The following is a 25,844-nucleotide window of genomic DNA, read 5'->3' as shown; positions in this document are numbered from 1 at the left end:
AAAAGTATTAACCGATCGGAAAGTAATTGGAGGTCTATCAAAATATCATTCTGAGCTCTGTTCTAACTGCGCTTTCATCCTTTCCAGGGTCAAATTCATTTGATCAAACATCTGTTCAGGGGTTATTCCGAATTGACTGAGCTGAGTTCTCAATTGCTCAACAGTCATCTTGGCTTGAAAGTCTTCAGAAAGCTCAAAACGCTTCATGAAAACACGATATCGGCTCATAAGATCCTCCATAGTGTCAATAAACTTCTTCTTGCCTTCACGATCAAACTTTCCATAATCAGAACCAAGCTGCATCAACTGCTGATAGTCATTAAAAAGCCTCTTAGCCTCTTCTTGAACAATCTCGGATTCAAAAAATGCCATAATTCTTACCTCCCTTTGGCTTGAATGCTCTTCTTCCCAAAGGAACGCTCGACTAGCAAAACTTCTGAGATGCAATACGAAGTGTTCACTGCGAGCTCCAGTGGATTCCTATCAATTAAACAGTAATTCTGCCCGAAATGCGCAAGATCGTGTAGGGGGAAAACCAGACCACCATGAAAAGCCATAATGCTATAGGAGATTTAAACCACTTTGAACTGAAGAGCCAACATCTTCTCTTCAGTTCAATAAATCAAATGCACACGTAAAATCTTAAAAGGTTGTCAAAGGGAATGTCAGGTTTAAAGCTCAATCTGGGATGTGGCGAAAAACGCCTAAATGGATATATCAATGTGGATAAATATGGTAACCCAGATGTTAAACACGATCTCGAAACTTTCCCTTGGCCTTGGGCAGATAATTCCGTGGAGGAAATAAAACTAATCCATGTGCTTGAACATCTAGGTCATAAGACAGATGTTTATCTAAAAGTAATCCAGGAAATGTATAGGGTATGCGAATCAGGTGCAATTATTCTAATAAAGGTTCCTCATTTTAGGCATGACAACTTCTTCAACGACCCCACTCATGTAAGAGTAATAACCCCTTCAAGTTTAGGGCTTTTTTCACAAAGAATCAACAAAGAAGTTATTCTAAGAGGTGGTTCTAATACACCTCTAGGACTATACCTTGGCGTAAATCTAGAGATCACATCAATTAAAACCACTTTTTCGCCAAATTGGTATAGCCTCCACCCAGGAGGGTGCACTGATCCAGAAATAGTGGAGCGTGACACCTCAATTTACAATAATATGATTGAAGAGTATCAAATAGATATTGTTGTTATAAAATAGGAGGAAGAGACATATCTTTCTTTCCTATATTAAGTTTATGCTTACAGACTTTTAAAGTGATCCATTGGGCATGCTTCAGTATCTTGCCAATCGTCCCCCGGGGTTAGTAACCCTTGCAAAGTTAGGTATCTTATTCATTAGAGAGTTTTTATTTACATGACCAGGGGCCACTGGCTGGATCCTCTGGCCCGGAAAATCTTGGAAGCAACGGGCCAACTGCCAAAGAAGCAAGAGGCCTCAGGTCGTTCTAGACGGATAAAGCTTCAGGAAATCGAAAAAGAATTAATAGCACTTAAAAAGAAACAAGGAGTGAGCAATTCAAACCTTGCCAGCCTTCAAATAGACGTTAACCGAGCTAATTTTTCAGATTGGCAAAAGCTTCCCAAATGTTCAGAAAACATGGCTGAGCTAATGATAAAGCTCCAACAAGGTGGAGTTCAGCTAAGTTGCGAAGAAGAGTTATTCCAATTACTAGAGCTACCTAATCATCTAAAAGAACAATGGAGTCCTCATCTAATTTTCAGGTGGTATGGCGACCCAGTGCCCAAAGCTGATACCCCTATAGTAGATATAAATAATGCCACTTCTACTGAATTGAAAAATGGTCTTAAGTTCAACGAGAAAGACATTCAAACTCTTTTAAAAGAACGACAAAGGCGGCCTTTTAAGAATTTAGCCGATTTTCAAGAGCGTCTCTTATTGCCAGCAAGCATTATCGAGAATCTTATTGGCAAAGTGAGATTTGGCTTAAAGAAATCAGGCCCAGTACTTCCTTCTGGATGGAAATGAAATCATCTCAAGGACAACTTTTCCCTGAGCATAGTATTTCAGATGGGGATAATATACCTACAGAAATTAAACTGACCAAGGAAGTCTTAATCAAATGGCAAAGGAGAGTACAGTTCCACCAGTCAAAGCTATTTAAGAGAGAATCATCTTCTCCTGTACAAAAATCGCTAATAGAAAATAACGAGCGTAAAGATCCAAGTATTTATTTAAATCCACTCAAATTAACACCCTTACCACTCAGTTTTTGGAGATGGCCAAGCAATCCGCATGAAGGACCCGCTCTTTATCTAGTCATGGATCGACCTACAAATTTCAACACACATTTACTCTTATATATAGGTGAAACAATTGCTGCCGATCGTCGATGGAAAGGTGACCATGACTGTAAATCTTATTTAGCTGCTTATACCGAAGCACTATCCAAAGCAGGGTTAGAAAGCCAACTAAGCATTCGCTTCTACACAGATGTCCCAGAAGAGACCAAGCATAGAAGAAAATTAGAGCAACATCTAATTCAACTTTGGCTACCACCTTTCAACAAAGAAACAAGGGGGCATTGGGCTACACCTTTCACGGCAAACATCAAATAATCGACCGCTAAAATTCACGAGTGCAATAACTTAAAGATGGAATTCTCTCTAACTCCTGCAAGCTTGCAGGAATGGCCCGGCGCTGTGCTGATTGTTGGCATTCATGAAGGGGACTTTGAAACTCAGTTGCATCCATTGGAAAGCCGCTTCGATGCTCCTCTAACAAAGATTCTTGAGAAGCAAAATTTTCAGGCTGAAAATGGAGAAATAACTAGCTTCCAACTCCTCCAAAATTCCCCACTCAAACTGATTGTGGTTGGTTTAGGGAAACTGGAAGACCTCTCAGTAAATACATTTCGTAATGCGGCTGCCAAAAGTGCAAAAGAATCTCTAGGTAGCGAAGGCCCTTTGGGGATATTCTTCCCTTGGAAGAAACTTCACTCAAAAGACTTAATTAATGTCGTAGCCGAAGCAATACGCCTATCACTCTTCAAAGACTTGCGCTTTAGGAGCAATCCAGAAACAAAACAACCACCTAAACGTATTGAATTCATTGGAGTAGACACAAATGATTTTGATAATTTCAAAAATATTTCTCCAATCTGTTCAGGGGTGGAATTAGCGAGAGAACTTGTAGGAGCACCTCCAAACAGCCTTACCCCCGATGCAATTGCTAAAGAAGCTACAAAACTTTCCAGAGAATTTGGATTGCAGTTAAAGGTACTTAGTAGAGAAGAATGTAATAGAAAAGGAATGGGCGCCTACCTTGCAGTCGCCCAAGGTTCAGACTTAGATCCAAAATTCATCCATCTTTCATATCGATCAAATGGTCCAATTCAGAGAAAAGTGGCACTAGTGGGGAAAGGGCTGACCTTTGATTCTGGAGGATACAACTTAAAAGTAGGGGCTTCTCAAATAGAACTAATGAAATTTGACATGGGAGGAAGTGCTGCGGTAATTGGTGCAGCAAGAGCCATAGCAGAGTTACGTCCCCAAGGGGTTGAGGTTCATTTCATAGTTGCTGCTTGTGAAAACATGGTAAACGGATCTGCAGTTCATCCTGGAGATATAGTCAAAGCGTCAAATGGAACTACTATCGAAATCAATAACACCGACGCAGAGGGGAGGCTTACACTTGCTGACGCTCTAGTTTATGCAAGCAAATTAGAACCAGATTCAATCATTGATTTAGCAACACTTACTGGTGCGTGTGTCATTGCATTGGGCGATGAAATCGCTGGTCTATGGACAGATAGTGACGAACTATCCAATGAGTTAACCAAAGCAGCTCATAAAGCAGGAGAAGGACTTTGGCGTATGCCGCTACAGAACTCTTATAAAGAAGGACTAAAATCCATGCTTGCTGATATTAAAAATACAGGCCCACGTCCAGGAGGCTCAATTACAGCTGCTCTTTTTCTCCGAGAATTTGTCGACCAATCAATCTCTTGGGCACACATAGATATTGCTGGAACTGTTTGGTCAGAAAAAGGGTCAGGAGTTAATCCTGCAGGAGCAACGGGTTATGGAGTAAGAACTCTTGTAAACTGGATTATCAGAGAAAATTAGCTACTGAAGGTTCACAAACATTTCACTAGCCTCTTAAGCATTAAGCGGAATTTGTATGAAATATTTAAGAGGCCGCGCTGAGAGCCTGGTTTCTTTGTTGCAACTTTTCTGAAAAAGAACACAAGTTTGGGCTCTCAAGTGCATGAATCTGCCATCGAGCCCTATCGGAACATTCTGCTAAAACTCTATCCAAATCATCAGAGGCTTTCTTTGGCGTTAGATATGGGCCTACATGTCGAGTAATCAAACCATCTTTGACAGTCAGCAAATACATACATCTCCTGGCCCGAATCACGGACTGATGCTAATCAAATTTCTCGCAAGAAGGGATGGGTGGAAACCCACATCTTCACCAAGATTTCCAAGAGATGCATATTTCCTAAAGATTTAAGGTTTGCTTAATGTTCTCACCGATTTTTCCATTCAGAGTTTGTTTTGGCCTTATCTCCCCATAGGTGATCAAGTCGCCTATCGCGTCCACAGCTATTTCTATAAAAACTGTATTTAATTGGATTTTTCTCTGCAAAATCTTGATGGTAATTTTCAGCAAGCCAGAATCTCTTTCCAGAAAGAATCTCAACCTTAATTTCCTTAATAGGCTGATCTAATTCCAAGGCGGCGAAGTTAATGCTCTCTTGAGCAGCCAGTTCTTGCTCGTCATTTTCAACAAAAATAACCGGTTTATAGGAATCCCCCCTATCGCAGAACTGTCCAGAGGAATCCAAAGGATCCACATTCCTCCAATAACTCCTAAGCAATTCTTCATAGGAAAGAATTGAAGGGTCGAACTTAAGCTGAACGACTTCTTGGTGACCCTCGTGATTGCGATATGTAGGAGATGAGATTGTTCCTCCTGCATAACCACTATCAGCCGAAATGACCCCACTAATAGCCTCTAAATCATGCTCAAGGCACCAGAAGCATCCTCCGGCAAACATCGCTTGTTCTTCGGAAGCATTTGCTTGGAGAGGGCTCCCAAACAAAGAAACAACTAAAAGACTACATATCAATGCATCTCGCAGATAACGCAGCAATCGAATCATTGGCTAATAAAATCAAGAATTTGTCCAGCAGCCCTAGATGTTACCCCTGGAGAACCAAGCTTTCCTCTAAGGCGCCTATAACCTTCAAGCATTGACAATCTAGCTTCCTTCTGACTTAACAAAGGCATTGCTAATTGGAAGATTTTTTCGGCCGTAAAATCATCTTGAACAAGCTCGGGAACTAATCTTTCTTCTAATAGAAGATTAACGGGTGAAATATGTTCTACTTTAAACTTTAAAATATTGCGTGCAATAAATGCTGTAGTTCTGCTAACTTTATACCCTACAACTTGTGGAACACCATGTAATGCTAATTCCATATTCACTGTTCCTGATTTTGAAAGTGCTAAATCCGCTGCTGACAAGAGAATTGGCTTTAAATTATTAGCTTGATTAGCAGGAATAACCCTACCTCGAACTTTCTCTCTTTTTAAGGTTTCCCTTAGTTGAAATTCAAAGCTTTCCTGCCCAGCAGGAACAATTACTTCTAGGTTTGAATCTTCCGCTTGAAGCATTGCAGCTGCTTTAGCAAGATTGGGCATTAAATAACGCAACTCCTGTTTACGTGAGGCTGGCAAAAGTAATAAGAGCTTTTGTTCGGGTGAAAGCCCAAGCTCCCTCCTTGCGAAAGAGCAATCAGGCAGCTTTCCATGTATATCAATCATTGGGTGACCAACCCAAACCACATTCCCTCCCCTCTCTTGGTAAAAATCCGCCTCTGCCTGAAAGATAGCAAGTATTTTATCAGTAAATGCGATCAAATCCGTAGTCCCACCATCACCTATGCGCCAAGCCCATTCCTGAGGCGCAATATAATAAATAATAGGGATTTTAGCGAAGTGTTTACGCAACCTGTTACCTAGACGAATATTTGCACCCATGTAATCAATCAAAACTACTGCATCCGGCGGTCGACTTATTAACAACTGATTTACTTTAGACTGAATAAGCAATGTAGGCAAAACTAGTGGCAGAGCTTCTAAAAGACCAATAGCACCCATAGGAGCAGTATCTGCAATCAATTCAGCTCCGGCAGCTTCCATTCGATTACCACCAAGCGCTAAGATCTCTATGGACAAATCTCGTCTTAAAGCCTCCTCTTTTAATGCCTCAATCAAAAGGCTTCCCTGAAGATCACCTGAAACCTCACCTGTACTAATTAACAACCTAAGCATTTAATTAGTAGAAATATTTAATGGCATGGGACCACGTCTACCTTTTTGAATAGAAGCCTCAAGAAAATTGCATAGATGCGCTGCCGCAGGCAACAAATCCTTTTGCTTCGCCAATTCAAGACTCTCTGTAAGTACATATTCAGAACGAAAAAGTAAATTCCAGATTTCTTGCAACTGTCGCATCTCACTACCTTCATGATTATGCAAACCACTACGACGAAGACCTACCTTATTCAAGCCACGCAATCTGCCAGGATGACCCTCAACCAAACAAAAAGGTGGTACATCTCTAGTTACTCGAGTCATTCCACCAACCATTGCAAGACGGCCAACATGTACAAACTGATGAATGCCCAGACAACCACCAATTACAGCACTATCTTCGATCACAACATGTCCGGCGACCTGAATTGCATTAGACATAACTATTGAATTACCTAATTCACAGTTATGTCCTAAGTGACAATAAGCCATCAAAAGATTCTTATCTCCAATCTTAGTTTTTTCCCCTTCTTGGGTCGCCCGATTTATTGTCACGTACTCTCTAATTGTATTTTCATTGCCAATCACGACTTCGGTTGAAGCTCCTTGATATTTCAAATCCTGAGGCTCTTGGCCAAGACAAGCACCAGCAAAAACCTTATTTTGCGATCCCAAAGTCAACCGCCCATCAAGAACAACATTGGGGCCAATCCAGGTATTAGAACCAATCTTCACGGCCGGTCCAACTACCGCTCCAGGACCTATGACCACCCCATCTCCTAGCTCCGCTCGAGGATCAACAAAAGCAGCAGAATGAACTTGGGGAGGTCTCCCAGTAGCTATTGGTTCTGGATTGAGAAGCTCACTCATCTTCATCAGTCCATTAAAGAGAACAAAAGTTCACCAGAACAAACTAGATTTCCATCTACCTTGGCTTCGGCTCGAACCTTCCCAAAACGCTGCCGTTTGAGACTAGTCAACTCACAAGAAATAATCAGCTGATCACCAGGCACAACTGGTCTTCGAAAACGTACACCATCTATACCTGCAAAGACAAAAAGGCCCTTAGGCAAGTCAGGCATTTGAGCAACTATCAATCCACCAACCTGAGCCATAGCCTCAACAATTAATACCCCTGGCATCAGAGGTCTGTCTGGGAAATGGCCTTGAAATTGAGGCTCATTTAATGTCACATTTTTAATTGCTACGGCTCTTTGACCAGGCACATGTTCAATAACACGGTCAACTAAAGCAAATGGATAACGATGCGGAAGCAAGCCCATGATTTGCTCACTTGTGAGCAAGGCAGAGTCTGGAGTGGGATCAGTCAAGAGAAAATGACGGTGTTAAGAACAGCTATTGAAAAGTGCAAGAGCAAGGTCTGTATGAAGGCTATGAGAACCTCTATAGACCAATACCTGGGCCTTTGGGAAACCTACAAGTGCGAGGTCTCCTATTAAATCAAGGAGCTTATGTCGAACTGGTTCATCTGAAAACCTTAGAGGTGGATTAACCCATTGGTCCCCATCACAAACCAATGCATTCTGAAGGGATCCCCCCTTTATCAAACCCGAGGCTTTTAATGCATCTAATTGGTCACGAAAACCAAAGGTTCTTGCAGAAGCAATTTCCTGAATAAACCTTTTAGGGGTTAACTCAACCGAAAACATTTGTTGGCCAATAGCACCTTGAGAAAAGTCAATCACACCAACTAAAGAGAACTGCTCTGCTGGGGTTGCAACTATCACACTGTTTCCACGATGACAAGACAATGGCTGCCTCAAAGGCAAAAGCCTCTTATGGGGAGTATTGGCAGGCACTATTCCAACTTCTGCAATTGCCTCAACCCATCCAAGCGAAGATCCATCTAACAGTGGAACTTCCTCTCCAGAGACCTCAATATCAACATGTGTCAAGCCACAACCCGCAAGTGCTGCCAAAAGATGTTCAACAGTGGCAAGTCGACGATTGCCCACTTCAATAGTCGTGCAGAGTGCACTATGTCTTACCTGATGCGGAGCCAAAGTTATAGAAAACTCTTGGCTACCTATCCATGAAAGATGAAACCCTGCTTTATCAGAAGGATGTAAACGAATTTCAGAAGATTTTCCACTATGTAAACCAATGCCATTCCTCGAAGCCTCTTCAGCAAGAGTCCAAGACCCTTCATAATTTTCAGGCCAAAATGTCACTAGAACTTCCAGCCAACTCCAAGATTAAAACGCCAATCCCCATCCAAATCCTTTGATGCAGCCTCTAATCGTAAAGGTCCTACAGGAGTTGTAACTATCAAACCTGTACCTAGTGAAAAACCAGAGCCAGGCTTATCTAAAAGTTTTCCAGGTTTTCCAGGGACACTAGCCTGAGACCCCAAATCACTGCCTCCGTCAACAAACAATTCTCCAGAAATTATGTTCCAAATAGGAAACCTATATTCCACACTAGCTTCTCCAAAGCTTCTACCAACTGCCAAATCACAAGAATTCCAGCCTCTAACTGAATTTGATCCTCCCAAACAAAAGGCCTCATAAGGAGGGAGTTGCCCTATGGTTGTACCTGCTTTTACTTGAAAACCGATAGCTTGGGCACAGTCATATTTTTCACCTTTCTTAGGCCTGCACCCTTTAGTTAGTTTCAACCAATTAACAGGGACAAAATGTGTATAACTAGCTCTTGCACGATTAAAAGTAGGTGAGTTATCTCCAATTGAAACAAACTGCTCCGTAGCAATGGTCAAGAAATTTCCAGATGTTGGGTTTTTAGGATTATCTAAATTGTTATAAGTTGCACCTGTTCTAATCCCAAAAAGATTGTTTTCCTTTGCACAATCAAAAGCAACACATATAATTTCTTTATCTAAAGCCTTGCCATCTTTAATTGAACTAGTCGGCACACCATATGGCCTACTATTACCTGAATAATCAATCGGCTTAACAGACTGCAGGCTGACTCCAGCGAAGGCACTCCAAGGAACTTTTTTATAAGGGTCCCCCCCATTTAAGGGCCTAGAAAAAACAAAACTTCCGCCTTTTTTTTGAAGAGCAACAGAATCACCTTGGTATTCAAACCAACTAATCTCAGGATTAGATCCACTGGCTGCTATGACTGATTCGAATTTGCCCTGCAAATGAGCATCAGACTTAATGTCATATGCATACAATGAACCACCATCATAATAATCAGATACACCCCTGATAGATCCGGAACTTCGACTTCTAAATACCTGAGGTATTTCTCTACTTAAGAATAGTGATGTTCTATATGAAGTTCTATGGACATCTCCCTTAATCCATGGATCTGAAAAGGTGAAATTGGCGAGGCCTCCATACTCTCCATAAGTAAGGTTTAGGCTGGAACTCCATGATCGGCCCAAAAGGTTTGTATCCTGAAGTCCAATCTGGCCGAATACACCCTGACTTTGGCTATAACCCAACCCCCCGGAAAGGGAACCAGTTGATTGTTCAGTAATTCCTAAGAGAATGGTTATTTTTCCAGGCTCACCAGTGACAGGCTTAATAGTTACCTTTACATCACTGAAGAGAGATGTCTCATAAATCCTTTTGATGTCCTCTTCAAGTTGCTTTCTATTAAAAACATCTCCTGACTTAATAGATATTTCTCTACTGATTACCCATTCTTTCGTTTTACCCACTATCTTTTCTCCCTTCTCATCTAAATCATCGCCTTCTTTATTAAGGAACTGAACCTCTATCCCTGAAACTATTCCTTCAATAACCTTTAGTTGCACCAGTCCATTAGATGTAACACGATTAGGGCCAGTTATGCGTGCAAGCGAATAGCCATTTTTTACGTACCAAGATCTAAGCTGTTTCATTCGGACCTGAAGATTTTTTAGATTCAAAGTCCGTCCATAATCATTCTTAAAAATCCTGGCGATAACATCAGCAGATAACTTTAAATCTGCAGGTTCTAATTCAACTTTGGTTAAAACAGGATTTGGCTGAACTCTTACTATTAACTGTACTCCCAATGGCCCATTAACAGGTTCAATACGTACTCCTGAAAACCAGCCAGTTGCATAAATAGAATCTAGCGCAAGCTTTAGCTCCTTTCTCGTAACTCTGCTACGCGGCCTCAATCGCATCGCATCATAAGCAGCTAGTTCTAATTTCTCTTGCTGTGGATGCCCCTCAAGACCTTGAATAATGACTTCTGAAACCAACACCCTTTGCTCATCAACAGCTTCTTTTGATGAATTATCTTTTACCTGTTTCTTTGAAGGTTTATCAATTTTAGGAGCGTCGTTCTCATTATTTGTTTGAGAGCTGGTTCCTTCAGCAAATAGATCGCCTTCATAATAATAACCAAGACCAAATTTATTTTCTTTATTAGATGGTTGAGCTTGAGCTGAGACCGCTAGAAGCGGAATTGCCATTGCTAGACCATAAGCACTTCTTCGAAATGCTTTAGTGGTTCTGATATAGAAGAAGCTGGCCATGAAAATAAATAATCCTGCTATTGGGCCATGAATTTGTCCTGACCTTAATTGTAGTTGCGAGGTTTACTGCAGGCTTCTTGGACCCTTTTGTGAATCTCACCGTATGCTTCAACCACACCGCCAAGATCTTTACGGAATCGATCTTTGTCAAGTATTCGGTCTTGAGGGTCAGTAATTCGCATGTCCCATAACCTACATGTATCAGGGCTTATTTCATCTGCAACAACCAGTGCTCCTGCCTGATTAAAGCCTAGTTCCAACTTGAAATCTACAAGAGTTAAGTCAAGTCGTTCTAAAAAGCTAGTCAATACAGTGTTCACGCGTCTTGCAAGCTTTTCAATATGTCTCCTCTGCTCAACAGTTACCAAACCCATCCTCTCAAGACGATCTTCTGTAAGCAAAGGGTCACCCAAGTTGTCATCTTTGAAATACAAGTCAAACAAGGCAGGGCTAAGTACTGTCCCTTCAGCAATGGGAGTCTGTTTGCATAGCGAGCCAGCGGCAACGTTTCTAAGAACTACCTCTAAAGGTATAACTTCAACTAGTTCGACCATCATCCAGTTTTCTGCTGCCAAAGCTTGATAGTGAGTCGGCACACCTTCTTTCTCCAATAACTCAAACAAACAAGCGGATATCTGACAATTCAGCCTTCCCTTGTTTTCTAACTCGGCACGCTTGAGTGAATTAAAAGCGGTGGTGTCATTTTTGAATTCCACAAAAACCATGTTGGCCTGATCAGAACTAAAAACACGTTTTGCTTTGCCCTCATAAAGAAGTGGTCCATGGTCTGGTGTCATTAGAGTTAGCGAAAAGAAGCAATGTGCAATTACCTCCTATCAGGGTTACCCCAAACAAGAGCACTCATAGTCTGCCTAAAAACAACCTCTGGGTATCAAAATCAAGTGAATACGTTTATAGAGACACCTATCCAAGCCTTGATAGATAGACAAACAGCATTTTAAAAGCAAAGCCCTCTATCACTCATCGACTATTCTTGCGGGCACTAGCAATATGCAAAGCCCCTCTAAGAAAACTACATGCAGCAAGTTTCAGAACAGTTCACCTCTAAAGACAAGATTTGCAAGCTAAACCCTCAAACGATTAACGCCTTCTGAAATGACAATGTCTAAAGCAACTGGTCATGATCTCCCATCTCTTAAAAAAATACTTGTCATAGGAAGTGGTGGCCGTGAAAACTCTCTTGCTTGGGCCTTAAAGCGATGCCCCGAAATTGAAGAGGTCTGGGTTACGCCTGGCAATGGAGGCACAGAAGAAATCAAAGGCTGTAAGCGTTTGACAATCAAGGAAGAGGATATTGCAGGAATTCAAAAAGCCTGCTCGATACATCAAATAAATTTTGTAATCATTGGCCCCGAAGCTCCTCTTGCGAAAGGAGTAGCTGATCAACTTCGGGCTTTAGGGCTTGCTGTATTTGGTCCCGATGCAGAGGGAGCCCAACTGGAAGCAAGTAAAGATTGGGCAAAAAACCTAATGAATGAAGCAGGTATACCAACAGCGAAGCATTGGACAGTAACCACTGAAACAGAAGCACTCAAGATTCTTTATGACTACGGAGAACCACTAGTCGTAAAAGTGGATGGCCTTGCTTCTGGCAAAGGAGTAACCGTTGCCAAGACAATAATAGAAAGTGAAGAAGCAATCAAAGAAGCCTTCGCTGGTCGATTTGGCTCCGCTGGCAGAAAGCTGGTCCTAGAAGAACAACTACAAGGCCCTGAAGTATCTCTATTTGCTCTGACTGATGGTGAAGACCTTGTTTTATTACCACCTGCCCAAGATCACAAACGCCTAGCGGAAGGTGACGAAGGTCCCAATACAGGTGGAATGGGAGCATATGCACCTGCTCCTTTATTGAATTCCACTGCCATAGAACATGCAAAAAAAACTGTACTGGAACCAACTCTAGAAGCATTAAAAAAGCAAGGAATCGATTATCGAGGAGTGATTTATGCAGGGTTAATGATTACCAAAGATGGACCAAAGGTAATTGAATTCAACTGTAGGTTTGGCGATCCAGAGTGCCAAACTCTCATGCCAATGATGGGGCCTCAATTGGCAAAAGTTCTATATGCTTGTGCACTTGGGAAATTAAGTTCAGCTCCCAAACTTATGATTTCTGATTGCTGTAGTGCCTGCGTTGTCGCCGCAGCTTCTGGCTATCCAAATACTCCAAGAAAAAACGACCAAATCAGGGTAAAACTAAATGTATCTCCCTCTGTTCAGATATTTCATGCAGGAACAACCAAAGATTCCAATAGTAACCTTTTCACTTCTGGGGGGCGAGTACTTTCTGTAGTTGCTCAAGGCGAAGATTTCGACAAGGCTTTTTCCAAGGCTTATTCAGGACTAGAGCAAATTCATTTCAAAGGAATGGTATACCGAACTGATATAGGTCACCAAGTGCGTCAATTCTTCACAAGAGAATCCTAAAATGTATTTAAGGGAAATGGCTTAATGGCCAATACAACCACACCAGCAATAGCAGAGTGGGCAAAACAGAGTGGAGGGAGTCCTTCACCTGAACCAAATAATTGGTGGCGTCGAATAACTACTTGGTGGTCTGAATTCAGTCTTCAAACCAAATTGCTTGCAATCGCAACGCTTGTAGTGAGCTTAATGATGACTGGAATAACGTTCTTTGTTTTAAATGGTATTCAAAGAGATGCGGGGCTCAATGACACTCGCTATGCAAGAGATTTAGGGCTTCTACTTTCAGGCAATGTAAATGAGCTAGTGGCTAAAGGGAGAGATAGAGAACTAGCCAACGTAGCGGAAGAATTCTGGCGATCCAGCCGAAGCCTCCGATACATTTTTTTCGCTGATCCAGATGGTGTTATTTATCTAGGAATACCTGTAAGTGCGACTCCAGCAATAGGAGAAAATGAACTTCAATTAAGTCGTCGTCTTGAGCTCCCTACAGAACTCAAAAAAAGGCCAAGAAATCCTTTAGTTAGGCAACATTCAACTCCTCAAGGCCAAGTCACAGATGTGTTTGTTCCTCTCTTATGGAAAGGAGAATTCCTTGGCACACTCGCAATAGGAGTCAATCCAAACGAGACAGCTCTTGCAAATAAAGCACTGACTAGAGAAGTCACAATCTCCGTTTTTATTTCAATTTGGGTTTTGGTAATTCTTGGGTCAGTCTTCAATGCATTAACCATAACCCGTCCAATAAAGGAGCTACTTCGAGGTGTAAGGGACATTGAATCAGGGAAATTTGAAGCAAGAGTTTCATTACCAATGAGCGGTGAAATAGGAGAGCTTCTCAACGGATTTAATGCAATGGCATCACAACTCCAAGAATATGATGCTGCAAATATTGAAGAACTGACTGCCGCTCAAGTTAAACAACAAACTCTAATTTCAACAATGGCTGATGGAGCCATATTATTAGATAGTTTAGGTAAAATTGTTTTAGCCAATCCAACCGCAAGACGTCTTTTTCGCTGGGAAGGCAGAAACCTTGAGGGGCAAAACCTAATTAACGAACTCCCAGAAGTTCTGGCAAATGAATTACATTCGCCACTCGACTCATTAATCAACAACTTTTCTGAGTCTAGTGATTTAAGATGTAGTCTTGACGAGCCTCCTAGAACTCTTCAAATAGTTCTTCAATCCGTTAGAGACTCAACTGGTGAGACTCTTAAAGGAATTGCAGTTACGGTACAAGATTTAACTAGAGAGGTTGAACTTAATGCGGCACAAAGTAGATTTATAAGCAATGTATCCCATGAGTTAAGAACTCCTCTTTTCAATATAAAAAGCTATGTAGAAACTCTTCACGATCTTGGTGATCAACTTACAGAAGAAGAGAAAAAAGAATTTCTAGGTGTCGCTAATTCCGAAACGGACAGACTCACTCGTCTAGTAAACGATGTTTTAGATCTATCTAGATTGGAATCAGGGAATTCCATGCAGTTTGAGCCAATGGACCTAAAGCCAGGAATTGAACAAACTATTAGAAACTACAAGTTAAATGCAGTAGATAAAAAAGTAGATCTTTATATGGATATTGATGAAACACTGCCCATGATTCTTGGCAACTGGGATCTAATTCTTCAGGTTCTAGATAATTTAGTTGGCAATGGTCTCAAATTTAATCAGTCTGGAGGGAAACTATCACTTAAAGCTTACACATGGCCTGATACATGCAATGCCTTACCACTAGAAAATATTTCTCTAGCCCCTCACTGCGAAATGATCTCGCCACTACCCAGATTAAGAGTTGAAGTGGCAGATACAGGCTGTGGCATAACAAATGCAGACCAGCAAAGAATATTTGATCGATTCTATAGAGTCGAAAATGCGGTCCATACTGAAGCAGGTACTGGCCTGGGACTTTCAATCGTTAGAGGGATAATTGAAAAGCATGGCGGCCAAATTGCCATGGCAAGCGAGCCAGGAGTTGGCACTACATTTTGGTTTGACCTTCCCTTAGAACAGGCAGATGCTGATGAACTTCAGCTGCTTGCGGAACGCAAAAATCGAGAATTAATCTTAGAGCAAGATTTATAGTTTTATCTTTAAATCTATGCTGGATTGTTGCTTTTGAGCTATTGAGCTCTTTCCATATTTATTCGGTGCGGTACCCCACTAAAAATCTGCTCAAAATTAGTAAAAGAATCTTTAATTTGAGGCCCATGATCAGTAATAATAAACTCACGTATCCGTTTGTCATGCCAGGAACCCCTCATCTTAAATACATTGACAGCTCTGGCCATCTCTCCTCTTATTTCTACATATTGAAGCAAAAGAATCGTATCTGTAATAGTTGATATATGCGAATCAGTAATCGAATGACTACCCATAAACTCTTCAGCTGTATTTGTAAAGAAACCCGCTATTTCCTCTTGTTTTGCATATCCAGTCACCCCAATCACAAACTGTCTAAATGCGTTCAAGCTAACCCCTCTAGCCAACGCAGATAAAGAGTCAATAGCAAGCCTAGAAGGTTTAAACTGTTCAATCTCAGTCTTAATTATTTGGAGGTGATCTTCCAAGCCAGTGGATTCAGGATAAGCACAAATTATTTTCAAAAGCCCGTCTTCTTCCATCTGTTCAAAGTCAATTCCCCAACTAGTGGCATTCCTCAATAGTTGTGCACGAGATTCTTCATAGGCAAAAAGGATTGCTCTTTCTTTGTTTCTATAAGCATCTTCAATAAATTTAGATACCAACATGGTTTTTCCTGTCCCTGTTGCACCAGTAGCAAGAATTATGGAGTCCTGGAAGAAACCACCTCCACACATATCATCCAAATCAGTTACTCCAGAGCTAATACGAATATTTGATGAACGCTGAGTCAATCGCATTGCACCAAGTGGAAAAACACTAATTCCATTTGCTCCCATAGTGAAAGGGAACTCTCCTTTCATATGAGTTGTGCCTCGAAGTTTTAGGATTTCGACTGTTCGCCTTCTTTTCTCAGATTCAAGAACATTTCTCAAAATAACAACGTTATCAGAGACAAATTCTTCAACCCCATAACGAGCTATAGGTCCATATTCATCAATCCTCTCAGTAGTCATAACTGTCGTAACACCAATTTCTTTCAAGCGAGCTATCAACCTAAATATTTCCCTGCGTACAACATAAACAGCGTCATACTGTTGAAAAACAGCAGTAATTGAATCAATCGCAACCCTTTTAGCTTTGTATTTGCGTATTGCGTAAGTAATTCTTTCTATCAACCCCGAAAGATCGAAGCTCCCTACAACATCCTGACCATCAGGATCAGGCGATGCATCAAGAATAAACAACTTGTCCTGATCAACCATTTGCTGTAAATCCCATCCAAAGCTTGCAGCATTCCGAAGGATGTCGGAAGGTGCCTCCTCAAAAGTTACGAATATTCCAGCTTCATCAAAATGAGAAATCCCATTGTGCAAAAAATGTAAAGAAAAAACTGTCTTACCTGTACCGGAAGTTCCACTAACCAAAGTGCTTCTACCAGTAGGGAGTCCACCTTGACAGACGTCATCAAACCCCTCGATTCCTGTCGGGAGTTTCTGAACCTGCAAATTGCTTGAGTGAGAATCGCTAGAAGATTGCATAACAGACAAGTCCTTATCAAACCCTAGAGAGAAAGCGCTGAAGATCTATCAGTGCACTGCCTGCCTTAAGAATCTTCTGATGAGATGTCTTCATCTCCCAACGAATTGAGGAAGCCTTGAGCTAAATCCGCCTCATGCAATTCGTCATAAAGCAAGTCAAGGCCAATCAAGACTCTTTCTCTATCTGAAAGATCCCCAATGATTCTCCTAACTGGTGGCGGAAGAATTTTTGCCAGAGTTGGCGTAGCCAGAATTTTGTCCTCCTCTGCTAGCTGTGGATTTTTAAGTACATCAATAACCTTTAAAGCGTAAACACCAGAAAATTCTGTTTCCAAGATATTGCGCAAGGTTTTAAGTGCTCGCATGGAGTTAGGCGTGTTGCCAGCCACGTAGAGCTTGAGGATATATGTCTTTTGGGGACTCATAAGAGTTGTTCCATCGCTTGATTGAAGGATTGAAGGTTGATAATTAGTTCTTGACGAAAAGGGTGTTCAAAAGAGAAAATTGATGTTTGTGTTTTGATTGCTGTTCAGGCCTAATCGTTTTAAGCCAACAAGCCTGCTAACGCAAAGCTGGTTTTTTCGAGCCTGACAGCGTCTTTGAGCCAATGACCAAGACTTCTTCAACTTCATCGTCCAAATCCTCTTCAGGCAAAGAAGACACCTTCGCAATAGTCGAGGCATCTGGCCAACAGTTCTGGCTACAGCCTGATCGTTACTACGACATAGATCGTTTAAAGGCAAATGTTGATGAAGAGATCTCTCTGGAAAAAGTTCTCCTAGTCAAAGAAGGGGGTAAAACCACTGTAGGCAAACCTTACGTAAAGGGAGCAAGAGTCCAGCTCAAAGTTATGGAACACCGTCGCGGATCCAAAATTATTGTCTATAAAATGCGGCCAAAGAAAAAGACTCGCCGTAAAAACGGCCATCGTCAAGAGCTCACAAGAGTTATGGTTCAATCCATTTCTGCTGGCTGAACTTAAATCACCCCAAAAACATCTAAACTGATTTCCTGCTCTAATCACTCATGGCACATAAAAAAGGTACAGGCTCAACTCGCAACGGACGGGATTCCAATTCCAAGCGTCTTGGAGTTAAAGCATATGGAGGCACCACCGTAACTGCTGGTTCTATCCTTATTCGCCAACGTGGAACATCTGTGCTCCCTGGGGTAAATGTTGGCAGAGGTAAAGATGACACATTGTTTGCATTAACCGACGGTGTTGTTAGCTTCGAAAGTATCCGTAGGGGCCTCAGGAATAGAAAACGTATAACTGTTGCGTCTGTTTGAGAGAAAAAGATTATTGAGGAAAATGTTTGTATGCCCTTGTGGTTATTAACAATGGGTGAAATACTTCAATAAACTTAGCCTGTAAAGTAATAAAGAATTTTTGTACTAAAGCAGGGTCATCGAAATGAAAAGGATACTCTCCATCTTGACCCTTAAAAAAATACCAATTCATTAAAGAAGTACCTTCTGAAGTCATTCGATTTGCAAACTCAAGCAATTGAGAAGAAGGGTCCGAAAGATGTTCCAAAACATCCAAACAAATTATCGTGTCAAACAAAACCTCACCTGTACTCTCAAGATCTCTATGAATTGAGATCTTTTTACTCAAGCCAAGTGCATTCGCACGAGAACTAACAAATTCTCTATTTGAGGGATTCAAATCCACATACCAAACCTTTTCAACTTCTGGCAATGCAGCCGCAAAAAGGCTATGGGTTCCTATTCCACCTCCAAAATCAAGTACCTTGCCTGTGGAATAGAGCTTCTGGAGACGAAGCGTGTCTGCTATGTAATCAGCGCTACCCAGATGCCAAGCCGCAAGCTCAATTAAATGCGCACATCCAACCTCAGACTCGTAGAAGCTAATGACTTTGCCAGGATCTACTGAGCCAGGGTGCAGAGCCGCCAGATCTTTAGAGCCACTTAAAAGTCGTTTATCCAACTCGGTAGTGTTTAGGTGCAAATAGTCAGCCAGATGATTTTTTAAATGGAATCCTGAATTCAGAAACTCCTGAAGGTCAATATCAACCCCGCATTTAATGTCATCCATGATCTCTAGCGTAAACAGATACAACCTAAATCCTCATGCTAAACCCGTTATTAGTCCAACATTAACTATCTAAAGGGAGCTGCTAATCGTGGAGAATCCATTTGGATTCATTGTTATTGACAAACCATCAGGCATCACCTCTCATGATTGCGTAAATCAAATTCGACGCATTTTTGGCACTAGGCGCGTAGGGCACGGAGGCACTCTCGACCCAACAGTTACCGGTGTCCTACCTATAGCAATTGGCTACGCCACAAGACTTCTTCCTTATCTACAAAGCGACAAAAATTACCAGGGTGTAATACAGCTAGGGACTCGTACAAATACTGATGATTTAAATGGAGAAGTTCTCTTAAACAAGAGCTGGCCGAAACTAGCTGAATCTTCATTGGAAAAGTATTTGGAAGCATTTCGTGGGCAAATAGAACAATCTCCACCTCAAGTTTCCAGTGTTCACATAAAAGGGGAAAGAGCCTATATTCGAGCCAGAAGAGGAGAAAAAGTTACTATCCCTCCAAAGCCTGTGACTATCTTTGACTTAAAGTTACTCTACTGGAATGCCAATTTAGGTCAACTTAAAATAAGTGTTCATTGCTCAAAAGGTACATATATAAGATCAATTGCAAGAGATTTGGGAGAAGCAATTGGTTGCGGTGCTTGTTTGGCAACCCTTCGCAGAACACAAGCCCTTGGCTTCTTAGAGGAGCATGCATTCCAGTTAAACTTAAATGAAGAGAGTGTATTAACAAAGGCTCCTCCAATAATCTCTCCAAAAGAGGCTCTTCAACATCTACAGCGACTTGAACTTACTGAGAAAGAAGATGCATTATGGCAAACAGGTAGTCGTCTTTACCCTAATTCCGACAGATACAAGGTATCCATAAAGTCATCATTGAAGACAAATAACCCATGCATTCTGGTAATTGACAGCAATGGCCATGTTGCTGGAATCGGACTTCAGATAGGCGAAGACACTCTTCAGCCAAAAGTGGTTTTCAATGCAAAAGGATGACCTAAGCCAATATAAATTTAGAAATTCGGATGAACATTGCTTACTGAATTAAATTACAAGAAATTCTCGGCACTTAATGCATCCTCATCAGCCCATAGAAAAACACGATTATGAGTTCTCAACCAACTTGCAGGGAGTGAATCTTGTGGTCTAGTATTAAGCAATTTAAAAAGTATATCTGCCTTATCAGAACCAAAAACCACCAAGTGAATTTCATCCGCCCTGAGTATATCCTTTAAGCCAAGTGTTATTGCCTTAGAAGGAACTTTTTTTAAATCATTTTCAAAGGCAAACGCATTTTGTTTTCTGGTCGAATTAGACAAAGAAACCACCCTACATGTTTCCCAAGGCCCACAAGGCGGTTCATTAAAACCAACATGTCCATTAGCGCCTAATCCAAGCACCTGAATACCAATACCACCCGCCTTATTTAAAGCCCTAACATAAGACTGAGCCTCTATTTCAGGGTTAATACTCAAACCATTAGGTACATGCATCTGAGATTGTTTCAACGATAGAGGCTGCCCAAGATAGTGAGCCATATAAGAATGAAAGCTTTGACTATGATCGATTCCCAGGCCAAGATATTCATCCAAATTAAAGCTATTCCACCCAAGCCTAAGCCGGTCAAAATCTGACTGTGGCCAACACTGAAGTCTAACAACTAATTCTTCATATATAGGCTCCATTGTTCTTCCTGTAGGCAATCCAATAGGCTTGGGATTAAGAAAATTCAACCGTTCATATAAACGAGCTTCGAAAAAGTCAACAAATGAACTAACTACTTCCATCAAATCCCTTCTAATATTAACCTTATAAGGAAATATACAAGAATTAAATGTAGCTTTCTTTTCCATCAATAACCTTCACTAACGCATCACTTAGCAAAAGCCAAATCTATATTTTGCAAGGACCTACTAGAAGAAATTCTTAGTCTGCCATAAGGGTAAATCTTTGCCCCAGTGTAATAGTGATTGAGAATCTCACGAAAATTCTGGCCTCTTTGAGCAAGAGCATTAGCCCCCCATTGGCTCATGCCTACCCCATGCCCTCTTCCAAACCCTCTGGCTACCATGGCGATTCTTTTCCTATTTCTTTTAGGGACATCAGGCAACTCACCAAAACCAACAATTTTCTTTAAACTATTTTTGGGAGGTGCTTGTGATTTAGGTTGAGCAATAGTTGCCACAGAAGAAAGATAGTTTGGGCCTAAATGCCTTTCTTGAGTATTAATCAAATTATCATTTGGCAAAAGTGGCAATTTAGGAGGAGTCCTATCCAAAACTTTAGAATTAGACATTTCAAATCTAACAAATGTACTATTTAATCCCAGTCTGCGACGTAGATCTTTCCCGGTAACCAGAAGTTCACCATAAGGGCCTTGCACTCTGGCAGTACGCACACGACCAGTATTACTTTTCTTGATAACTTCAATATGATTCACCCCACCTATTTCCTTAAAAGCCAATCTCAACTGACGCTCTTCGAAAGGTTTTTCCCATTGATGATAAGGACTTTCATGATCATGATCCAAGACACTTACAAGATAAGGCAACTGATTGCCCCAAACCTCTTCACTTGCTTCAGTTATTCCTCCAGCACTGCTATGAAACACAGCATGAATTAAACGACCTTTATGAACAAGAACTAATGATCGAGTGCTTCTCACTGCTTTCTTAGTCGTTTTTGTCTCTGACTCAACGCCCTTGTAAACCTGACTTAATTCAGTAGCTTTAACATCAAATAAGCCTGAACTACCTTTTTGTTTTAAGGCATATGTTCTAGCGGCAACTGCCTGAGCCTTAAGAGCTGCCATAGGCCAGTCTTTAGGCATCTCGCTACCAACAACACTTACAAGATATTTCTCAATCCCTAAATGATTAACCACTTGCAACTTTTTTCCTTGATAGTTAATTAAAAGATCTCCTCTATAACGACGCTTACCTAACCAAATCCCCCGTAAATCATTAGTTCGAATACGTATCTCTTTTCTACCATCCCAAGAGAGCACTCCTCCTGAACCGCCATCAATAGCTATATGAAGATTCCCTTTCTTACCTCGGATATTTAGTGACCGGACTCTCTGTACTCCATTAGGTAAACCCCTTACAAGAAGAGGCTTTTCTCCATCGGCGCGAAGACGGACATGAGGAGCTTCTTCAACAAGTACTCTCATTATTGGCTCTTGAGCCCTTACCTCCCTAGGAGGACAAATAATCGTGAAAGCCAGCCCAGCTGCTAATCCAACAACAGAGGGCGGCAATGCCCAGCTCACTGGAATCCACTCCTTATTAATTTCTAGTGTGCACCACCAGAAGTATTTAGTCAGGTTAAACATCCTCATGGCAGCATAAAGACTCACAAAGCAATACTTTGCAAGTCACTTTTCTAGGAACAAGTTCAGGCGTTCCAACCCGCACTCGGAATGTATCAGCCGTAGCTGTGCGGCTTCCGCAACGGCCAGAGCTATGGCTGTTTGACTGTGGGGAGGGAACCCAGCATCAGTTCTTAAAGAGTGAGCTCAGGCTTTCTCAGTTAAGAAGAGTTTTTATTACGCATATGCACGGAGACCATGTTTTTGGTCTTCCAGGGCTTTTGGCCAGTCTTGGTTTGGCAGGAAACAGCTTTGGAGTTGATCTTTATGGCCCTGATCAACTCGCTGGTTACTTAGATGATGTTCTACGAAGTACATCTAGCCGAATTGGTTATCCAATCGAAGTTCATCGAGTGCGTGAAACAGCAGACCGCAATGAAGTTTTGTTCGAAGACAATGATTTCCTAGTGAGATGCACTCCTCTAAATCACAGAGTGCCTGCTTATGCCTATCGAATAGACCAAAAGCCAAGGCCAGGACGCTTTGACATTGAACTAGCAAAAACACTCAATATTCCTCCTGGGCCCATTTATGCAGACCTTAAACGCGGAGAGAAGGTCAAACTTCAAGACGGAAGAGTGATAGACGGGAAAAAACTTTGCGGTCCTAGCAGGCCTGGCGCAAGCTTTGTTTACTGCACAGACACCCTCTTTTCAGAATCAGCTATCGAACTATCAAAAGGGGCTGACCTCCTAATTCACGAAGCGACCTATGCCCACAAAGACGCAGAAATGGCATACCAACGTAAACACTCCACAAGCACCATGGCAGCGCAAACAGCTGCAGAAGCAGATGTAGGACAACTAATTTTGACCCATCTGAGCCCTAGGTATATGCCTGGGAATGCAACAACACCCAATGATCTTCTTAATGAAGCCAAAGCAATATTCCCAAATACCCTCCTGGCCAAAGACTTCTTGCAACTTGAGATAAAACCTGGCTGCAACAGTTCGTGATTCCTTTATAGAGGGGAAGCCACACCGTGAAAGAATGATGTGGTGCGGTGCTTCCGTCAGATTCTGGCGTTCTAAATGGCCTCAATTATTTCTTCCCTTCAACGGTCCCTTACAAGACTCTTTATCTTGTTGCCCGTTTTAGTTGGTCTCAGCTTAAGTTCCCCTGCCCAGGCCCTACAGCTGGATGCCCAGACTCGCACCATTGCAGGTGATGCAAGTGGTTCACAAGTTACTTTGAGCGACGAAGACATCACTGCTGGTCGCAAAGTCTTCAATAACACTTGCGGTACTTGCCATGCTGGTGGGATTACTAAGACCAATCACAACGTTGGCTTAGACCCTGAGTCTTTGTCTCTTGCAACCCCCCGCAGGGACAACGTGGATGCCCTCGTGGACTACATGAAGGATCCAACTTCCTATGACGGCGAATTCAGTATTGCCGACATTCACCCAAGCATCTCTAATAGCGACGATTTCGTTCAAATGAGAGATCTCAGCGAAGACGATCTACGTCTAATCGCTGGCTACATCCTTGTTGCTCCAAAAGTTCAAGGCACTGGATGGGGTGGCGGAAAGATCTACTTCGGGACATAACAAACTGAAGTTCGGATCAGCAAGGAAAAGCCCAGGGGACCAATTAGTTGTCCCCTGGGCTTTTCTTAGTGGTTAGTTATTGCTGCAAATTCAACTTAATTAACCCTCCTTAAAAGGAAGAATATTGTCCTCACTCTTAGAACGAGGGTGCCGGCTATACCACCACTCTTGAAGAACAGGCGTAAAACGACTTGAAAACAAAGTCAGAACTGTAGAGACAGGCTTTGCCCCAGGCTGCAAAAGCTCAACAGAATATGAAGGGCACCTTCTTGCTGCGATATCAGGAACAAACCTAGGGCCAACACGACGCCAACTTGGCTCTTTACTCCTCCAAGCCAAGCGAGAGCACGGCCAAGGCAGTTCCTCTCTATCAAACAAACGACAACAAGGACCAATTACACGGAAGCTGTACTGACCTCCTTGGCTCGCATGAACGCTTCCATGGTTCAACAAAGAGTCCACCCCGACTAAACCGTTAGAGACCTGAGAGCCCACAAAATCAAAACAAGTTGCCTATAAGCAGGTTAAAAAACAAAAGCCACCCTTCAAGGGTGGCTTTTGAAGCATGTCGAATAAAGCACTAACTAAGGGAAGAGACTTTAATGTCCCTTATCTCAATAGAGCTCTTCCTCAGCATGGGTGGTGATAGTGCAATCAGAGGTTGGATAGGCAACGCAAGTTAAAACGAAACCCGCCTCAAGCTGATCATCGTCCAAGAAACTCTGATCAGATTGATCAACAGTACCGGAAGTGATCTTGCCAGCACATGTTGAACAGGCACCTGCTCTACATGAATATGGAAGATCGATACCCTGCTCTTCAGCAGCATCAAGGATGTACTGATCATCAGGAACATCGATGGTTTTATTCAAACCTTCACTCTGATTTTGAAGAGTGACCTTGTAAGAAGCCATGGGACGAAGACGAAAAAGAACCGCACAAAAGCAAGAGGTAACAGAAATCACCCCAGGACCGATCATTCTTGCACCGCGCAAAGCAAATTTTGCACTTAAAGGGCAAGGTATTGCCCTAAGCCCAATGAAAAAGCCTTGACTCATAAGCTTGGCTTATGAGTCAAGGCTTACTTGGTCAAGTTTTGACGATTTCTAAAAGGGCCCAACGATCCTTTTCAGTAAAAGTTATTAATTCCCATCCCATGGATACAAAACCCTCCAGAAGAGGACTGGCTTGTTCTACCAACAAGCCACTAAATAAAGCTCTACTTTTTGGCTTCATTACTTGATCAATCTTTGGTGCTAATTGCTCAATTACAGGTGCAAGAATATTACAAACAACTAAGTCCATGCGATCCTCGTTCATCTCTAGCTTCAAGGTCTCCACTGAGCCAAGAAAGACATTCAGAGCACTGGGCAAAATTGAATTCAATAATGCATTATCTTTTGTCGAACTAACAGCCAGCGAATCAGTATCCATTGCATACACCTTGCTTGCCCCCAAGCCAAGCGAAGCAAGCGTCAGTATTCCACTTCCACATCCAACGTCAGCAACCTGCAAGCCAACCGGAGGAGCTTTTTCCAAAGCCTCTAAGCAAAGTCTTGTTGTTGGGTGGCTACCTGTGCCAAATGCACTTCCAGGATCTAATCGAACAACCAAACGCTCAGTTTGATCTTCAGGCACTTCTAACCAAGCTGGGAGGATAAGCAGTTTTTCTCCAACCGGATCAGGATGCCAATGTTTTTTCCAACCTTGCGACCAATCCTCATCCTGTACATTTGTCCAAACCGGAGAACCCAAAGACAATTGGAAGGTATCTGCTAATGGTCTCAAAGAGAGGAAAAAACCATCTCTATCTGCCTTAGCCCATTCAACTGCTGGAAACCATGCCATCAAAGTTCCATCAGTAGGATTTTCTGGCGAATACTTCACTGCCAGTCTTTGATTACCTAAATCAGCAAACTTCCAAAAAAGAGACTCCTCTAATTCCTGACTAAACGAAAATTCAAGACGCCACCAAGTCAAATCCTCTGAAGGAGACATAAATCAATAC

General features: G+C 41.9%; 28 protein-coding genes. 11 read left to right on the top strand and 17 right to left on the bottom strand.

Annotated features, from left to right (window positions below):
• Positions 1–45: 45 nt before the first annotated feature.
• On the bottom strand, positions 46–372 hold the full coding sequence (locus SOI83_RS08730) for a DUF1825 family protein (protein ID WP_320676298.1): 327 nt from the start codon (positions 370–372) through the stop codon (positions 46–48).
• A gap of 290 nt (positions 373–662) precedes the next feature.
• Between SOI83_RS08730 and SOI83_RS08725 the strand changes: the two genes are divergently transcribed.
• The 4 genes from SOI83_RS08725 to SOI83_RS08710 all read left to right on the top strand — a co-directional run bounded on the left by SOI83_RS08725 (position 663) and on the right by SOI83_RS08710 (position 4,111).
• Complete coding sequence (locus tag SOI83_RS08725) at positions 663–1,223, top strand: hypothetical protein (protein WP_320676297.1); 561 nt, start codon at positions 663–665, stop codon at positions 1,221–1,223.
• Between the two features lie 198 nt (positions 1,224–1,421).
• Positions 1,422–2,012 (top strand): hypothetical protein, encoded by a 591-nt coding sequence (locus SOI83_RS08720; protein ID WP_320676296.1) that lies wholly within the window; start codon positions 1,422–1,424, stop codon positions 2,010–2,012.
• Positions 2,009–2,602, top strand: coding sequence for a GIY-YIG nuclease family protein (locus tag SOI83_RS08715; protein WP_414153408.1), 594 nt, complete (start codon positions 2,009–2,011; stop codon positions 2,600–2,602). The genes SOI83_RS08720 and SOI83_RS08715 overlap by 4 nt, the downstream gene beginning before the upstream one ends.
• A 36-nt stretch (positions 2,603–2,638) precedes the next feature.
• The gene (locus SOI83_RS08710) at positions 2,639–4,111 is read left to right on the top strand and encodes a leucyl aminopeptidase (protein WP_320676294.1); all 1,473 of its coding nucleotides are present in this window, start codon (positions 2,639–2,641) and stop codon (positions 4,109–4,111) included.
• A 64-nt stretch (positions 4,112–4,175) separates the two neighbouring features.
• Here SOI83_RS08710 and SOI83_RS08705 read toward each other — a convergent pair whose 3' ends face one another.
• The 8 genes from SOI83_RS08705 to purC all read right to left on the bottom strand — a co-directional run bounded on the left by SOI83_RS08705 (position 4,176) and on the right by purC (position 11,567).
• Complete coding sequence (locus SOI83_RS08705; RefSeq protein WP_320676293.1) at positions 4,176–4,385, bottom strand: hypothetical protein; 210 nt, start codon at positions 4,383–4,385, stop codon at positions 4,176–4,178.
• Between the two features lie 133 nt (positions 4,386–4,518).
• Positions 4,519–5,154 (bottom strand): peptide-methionine (S)-S-oxide reductase MsrA, encoded by a 636-nt coding sequence (gene msrA, locus SOI83_RS08700; protein ID WP_320676292.1) that lies wholly within the window; start codon positions 5,152–5,154, stop codon positions 4,519–4,521.
• Positions 5,151–6,329 carry a lipid-A-disaccharide synthase gene (gene lpxB, locus SOI83_RS08695; protein ID WP_320676290.1) on the bottom strand — a complete coding sequence of 393 codons (1,179 nt, stop codon included), beginning with the start codon at positions 6,327–6,329 and terminating at the stop codon, positions 5,151–5,153. The genes msrA and lpxB overlap by 4 nt, the downstream gene beginning before the upstream one ends.
• Positions 6,330–7,181 carry an acyl-ACP--UDP-N-acetylglucosamine O-acyltransferase gene (gene lpxA, locus SOI83_RS08690; protein WP_320676287.1) on the bottom strand — a complete coding sequence of 284 codons (852 nt, stop codon included), beginning with the start codon at positions 7,179–7,181 and terminating at the stop codon, positions 6,330–6,332.
• 5 nt (positions 7,182–7,186) lie between these two features.
• Positions 7,187–7,642, bottom strand: coding sequence for a 3-hydroxyacyl-ACP dehydratase FabZ (gene fabZ / locus SOI83_RS08685; RefSeq protein WP_320676286.1), 456 nt, complete (start codon positions 7,640–7,642; stop codon positions 7,187–7,189).
• A 15-nt stretch (positions 7,643–7,657) separates the two neighbouring features.
• A complete protein-coding gene (gene lpxC, locus SOI83_RS08680; RefSeq protein ID WP_320676285.1) occupies positions 7,658–8,503 on the bottom strand; it encodes a UDP-3-O-acyl-N-acetylglucosamine deacetylase in 846 nt (281 codons plus the stop codon).
• The gene (locus tag SOI83_RS08675; RefSeq protein WP_320676283.1) at positions 8,503–10,770 is read right to left on the bottom strand and encodes a BamA/TamA family outer membrane protein; all 2,268 of its coding nucleotides are present in this window, start codon (positions 10,768–10,770) and stop codon (positions 8,503–8,505) included. Before SOI83_RS08675 ends, lpxC begins: the two co-directional genes overlap by 1 nt.
• Positions 10,771–10,814: 44 nt before the next feature.
• On the bottom strand, positions 10,815–11,567 hold the full coding sequence (gene purC / locus SOI83_RS08670; RefSeq protein WP_320676281.1) for a phosphoribosylaminoimidazolesuccinocarboxamide synthase: 753 nt from the start codon (positions 11,565–11,567) through the stop codon (positions 10,815–10,817).
• Positions 11,568–11,886: 319 nt separating this feature from the next.
• On the opposite strand from purC, the gene purD reads away from it, so the two are divergent.
• Positions 11,887–13,218 carry a phosphoribosylamine--glycine ligase gene (gene purD / locus SOI83_RS08665; RefSeq protein WP_320676278.1) on the top strand — a complete coding sequence of 444 codons (1,332 nt, stop codon included), beginning with the start codon at positions 11,887–11,889 and terminating at the stop codon, positions 13,216–13,218.
• Between the two features lie 24 nt (positions 13,219–13,242).
• The gene (locus tag SOI83_RS08660) at positions 13,243–15,303 is read left to right on the top strand and encodes an ATP-binding protein (RefSeq protein WP_320676277.1); all 2,061 of its coding nucleotides are present in this window, start codon (positions 13,243–13,245) and stop codon (positions 15,301–15,303) included.
• 38 nt (positions 15,304–15,341) lie between these two features.
• Here SOI83_RS08660 and kaiC read toward each other — a convergent pair whose 3' ends face one another.
• Together kaiC and kaiB are read right to left on the bottom strand one after the other, a co-directional pair.
• On the bottom strand, positions 15,342–16,841 hold the full coding sequence (gene kaiC / locus SOI83_RS08655) for a circadian clock protein KaiC (protein ID WP_320676275.1): 1,500 nt from the start codon (positions 16,839–16,841) through the stop codon (positions 15,342–15,344).
• Positions 16,842–16,906: 65 nt separating this feature from the next.
• Complete coding sequence (gene kaiB / locus SOI83_RS08650) at positions 16,907–17,266, bottom strand: circadian clock protein KaiB (RefSeq protein WP_320676273.1); 360 nt, start codon at positions 17,264–17,266, stop codon at positions 16,907–16,909.
• A 182-nt stretch (positions 17,267–17,448) separates the two neighbouring features.
• Here kaiB and rplU point away from each other — a divergent pair, with 182 nt between their 5' ends.
• Together rplU and rpmA are read left to right on the top strand one after the other, a co-directional pair.
• Positions 17,449–17,817, top strand: a complete 369-nt coding sequence (gene rplU, locus SOI83_RS08645) for a 50S ribosomal protein L21 (protein WP_320676271.1) — start codon at positions 17,449–17,451, stop codon at positions 17,815–17,817.
• A gap of 50 nt (positions 17,818–17,867) precedes the next feature.
• A complete protein-coding gene (gene rpmA / locus SOI83_RS08640) occupies positions 17,868–18,131 on the top strand; it encodes a 50S ribosomal protein L27 (RefSeq protein WP_320676269.1) in 264 nt (87 codons plus the stop codon).
• A 10-nt stretch (positions 18,132–18,141) separates the two neighbouring features.
• Here the strand turns inward: rpmA and SOI83_RS08635 are convergent, their stop codons facing one another.
• Entirely contained in the window at positions 18,142–18,900 is a 759-nt protein-coding gene (locus SOI83_RS08635) for a class I SAM-dependent methyltransferase (protein ID WP_320676266.1), read from the bottom strand.
• Positions 18,901–18,988: 88 nt separating this feature from the next.
• On the opposite strand from SOI83_RS08635, the gene truB reads away from it, so the two are divergent.
• Positions 18,989–19,912 carry a tRNA pseudouridine(55) synthase TruB gene (gene truB / locus SOI83_RS08630; protein ID WP_320676264.1) on the top strand — a complete coding sequence of 308 codons (924 nt, stop codon included), beginning with the start codon at positions 18,989–18,991 and terminating at the stop codon, positions 19,910–19,912.
• 53 nt (positions 19,913–19,965) lie between these two features.
• On the opposite strand, the gene SOI83_RS08625 is transcribed toward truB, so the two are convergent.
• Positions 19,966–20,703 (bottom strand): glucosamine-6-phosphate deaminase, encoded by a 738-nt coding sequence (locus SOI83_RS08625; RefSeq protein WP_320676263.1) that lies wholly within the window; start codon positions 20,701–20,703, stop codon positions 19,966–19,968.
• Between the two features lie 86 nt (positions 20,704–20,789).
• Complete coding sequence (locus tag SOI83_RS08620; protein WP_320676262.1) at positions 20,790–22,274, bottom strand: SpoIID/LytB domain-containing protein; 1,485 nt, start codon at positions 22,272–22,274, stop codon at positions 20,790–20,792.
• 11 nt (positions 22,275–22,285) lie between these two features.
• Between SOI83_RS08620 and rnz the strand changes: the two genes are divergently transcribed.
• On the top strand, positions 22,286–23,242 hold the full coding sequence (gene rnz / locus SOI83_RS08615) for a ribonuclease Z (RefSeq protein ID WP_320676261.1): 957 nt from the start codon (positions 22,286–22,288) through the stop codon (positions 23,240–23,242).
• Between the two features lie 75 nt (positions 23,243–23,317).
• Complete coding sequence (gene psbV / locus SOI83_RS08610; protein WP_320676259.1) at positions 23,318–23,836, top strand: photosystem II cytochrome c-550; 519 nt, start codon at positions 23,318–23,320, stop codon at positions 23,834–23,836.
• Positions 23,837–23,935: 99 nt separating this feature from the next.
• Here the strand turns inward: psbV and SOI83_RS08605 are convergent, their stop codons facing one another.
• From SOI83_RS08605 to prmA, 3 genes are all read right to left on the bottom strand, one after another.
• Positions 23,936–24,331, bottom strand: coding sequence for a hypothetical protein (locus SOI83_RS08605; protein ID WP_320676258.1), 396 nt, complete (start codon positions 24,329–24,331; stop codon positions 23,936–23,938).
• A 119-nt stretch (positions 24,332–24,450) separates the two neighbouring features.
• Positions 24,451–24,750 (bottom strand): ferredoxin, encoded by a 300-nt coding sequence (locus tag SOI83_RS08600; RefSeq protein ID WP_320677731.1) that lies wholly within the window; start codon positions 24,748–24,750, stop codon positions 24,451–24,453.
• A 175-nt stretch (positions 24,751–24,925) separates the two neighbouring features.
• Positions 24,926–25,834, bottom strand: a complete 909-nt coding sequence (gene prmA, locus SOI83_RS08595; RefSeq protein WP_320676257.1) for a 50S ribosomal protein L11 methyltransferase — start codon at positions 25,832–25,834, stop codon at positions 24,926–24,928.
• Positions 25,835–25,844 lie beyond the last annotated feature (10 nt).

Origin of the sequence: Prochlorococcus sp. MIT 1300, from assembly GCF_034092375.1 — a bacterium.
Classification (GTDB): Bacteria; Cyanobacteriota; Cyanobacteriia; order PCC-6307; family Cyanobiaceae; genus MIT-1300.
The sequence above is the reverse complement of the archived record's forward strand: the minus strand, read 5'-3'. Positions and strand labels throughout refer to the sequence as shown.